This window comes from Mycobacterium sp. 94-17 (assembly GCF_035617725.1).
Taxonomy (GTDB): Bacteria; Actinomycetota; Actinomycetes; order Mycobacteriales; family Mycobacteriaceae; genus Mycobacterium.
Map to the genome: position 1 here is coordinate 1 of NZ_JAPIYN010000063.1, position 1197 is coordinate 1197.

The window sequence follows — 1197 nt, forward strand, 5'->3', positions numbered from 1 at the left end:
GGAGAATCGGGCGGCGGCTGAGCAGTTGCGGGGGATTGGGGAGTTGTTTTCCTATCGGTTGTCGCGGTGTGCGGAGACCGAGGAGTGGGCGATCGACACCGAGGCGGCGGTGGCTGCGGAGGTGGGCGCGCAGTTGCGGATCAGTCAGGGGTTGGCGGCGAGCAAGGTGCGTTATGCGCGGGCGATGCGGGAGCGGTTGCCGAAGGTGGGGGCGGTGTTTGCGGCCGGCGACATCGATTACGCGCTGTTTCAGACGATTGTGTATCGCACGGATTTGATCACCGACGCCGAGGTGGTGGCGGTGGTGGATGCGCAGTTGGCGGTGACGGTGGCGCGGTGGCCGTCGATGACGCGGGGCCGGCTGGCCGCGCGGGTGGATGCGGTGGTGGCGCGGGTGGATGTCGATGCGGTGCGCCGGCGCGCCAAGGTGGCCGCTGATCGGCAGGTGTGGGTGGCCGATATGGAGGGTGGGGGTTTGGCGCATCTGGAGGGCACGTTGTGGGCCCCGGATGCTCATGCGCTGGATCAGCGGTTGGAGGCGTTGGCGGGCACGGTGTGCGAGCACGATCCCCGTAGCCGTGAGCAGCGGCGCGCGGATGCGGTGGGGGCGTTGGTGGCCGGGGCGGACCGGTTGGGGTGTCGGTGCGGGCGTGCCGAGTGCCCGGCGGGCGGCAGACGGCCGGCGGGTCCGGTGGTGGTTCATGTGATCGCCGAGCAGGCCAGTCTGGCCGGCCGCGGTGCGGTGCCGGGGGTCGAGGTGGGCGCCGAGGGTTTGATTCCCCCGGAGTTGCTGGCGCAGTTGGCCGGCGCGGCGCGGCTGGTGCCGCTGGCGCATCCCGGGGATGCGGCCCCGGAGTCGGGGTATGTGCCCTCGGCGGCGTTGGCTGATTTCGTGCGGTGCCGGGATCTGACGTGTCGCTGGCCCGGGTGTGACCGCCCGGCCACCGACTGCGACATCGACCACACGATCCCGCACAGCCAGGGTGGTCCCACGCATGCGTCGAACCTGAAATGTTATTGCCGCGCGCATCATTTGGTGAAAACGTTTTGGGGCTGGCGTGACCAGCAGCTGCCCGACGGGACGTTGATTGTGACGTCGCCGGCCGGCCAGACGTATGTCACCACTCCGGGCAGCGCGTTGTTGTTCCCCGGCCTGTGCGCCCCGACCGGCGACCTGCCGCCACCCGCCGAGCGCCC

General features: G+C 70.4%; 1 protein-coding gene. It reads left to right on the forward strand.

From position 1 onward, the window contains the following. Positions 1-1197 (forward strand): HNH endonuclease signature motif containing protein (locus OQ789_RS25610; protein WP_324689197.1); only part of this gene is annotated, 1197 nt, incomplete at both ends.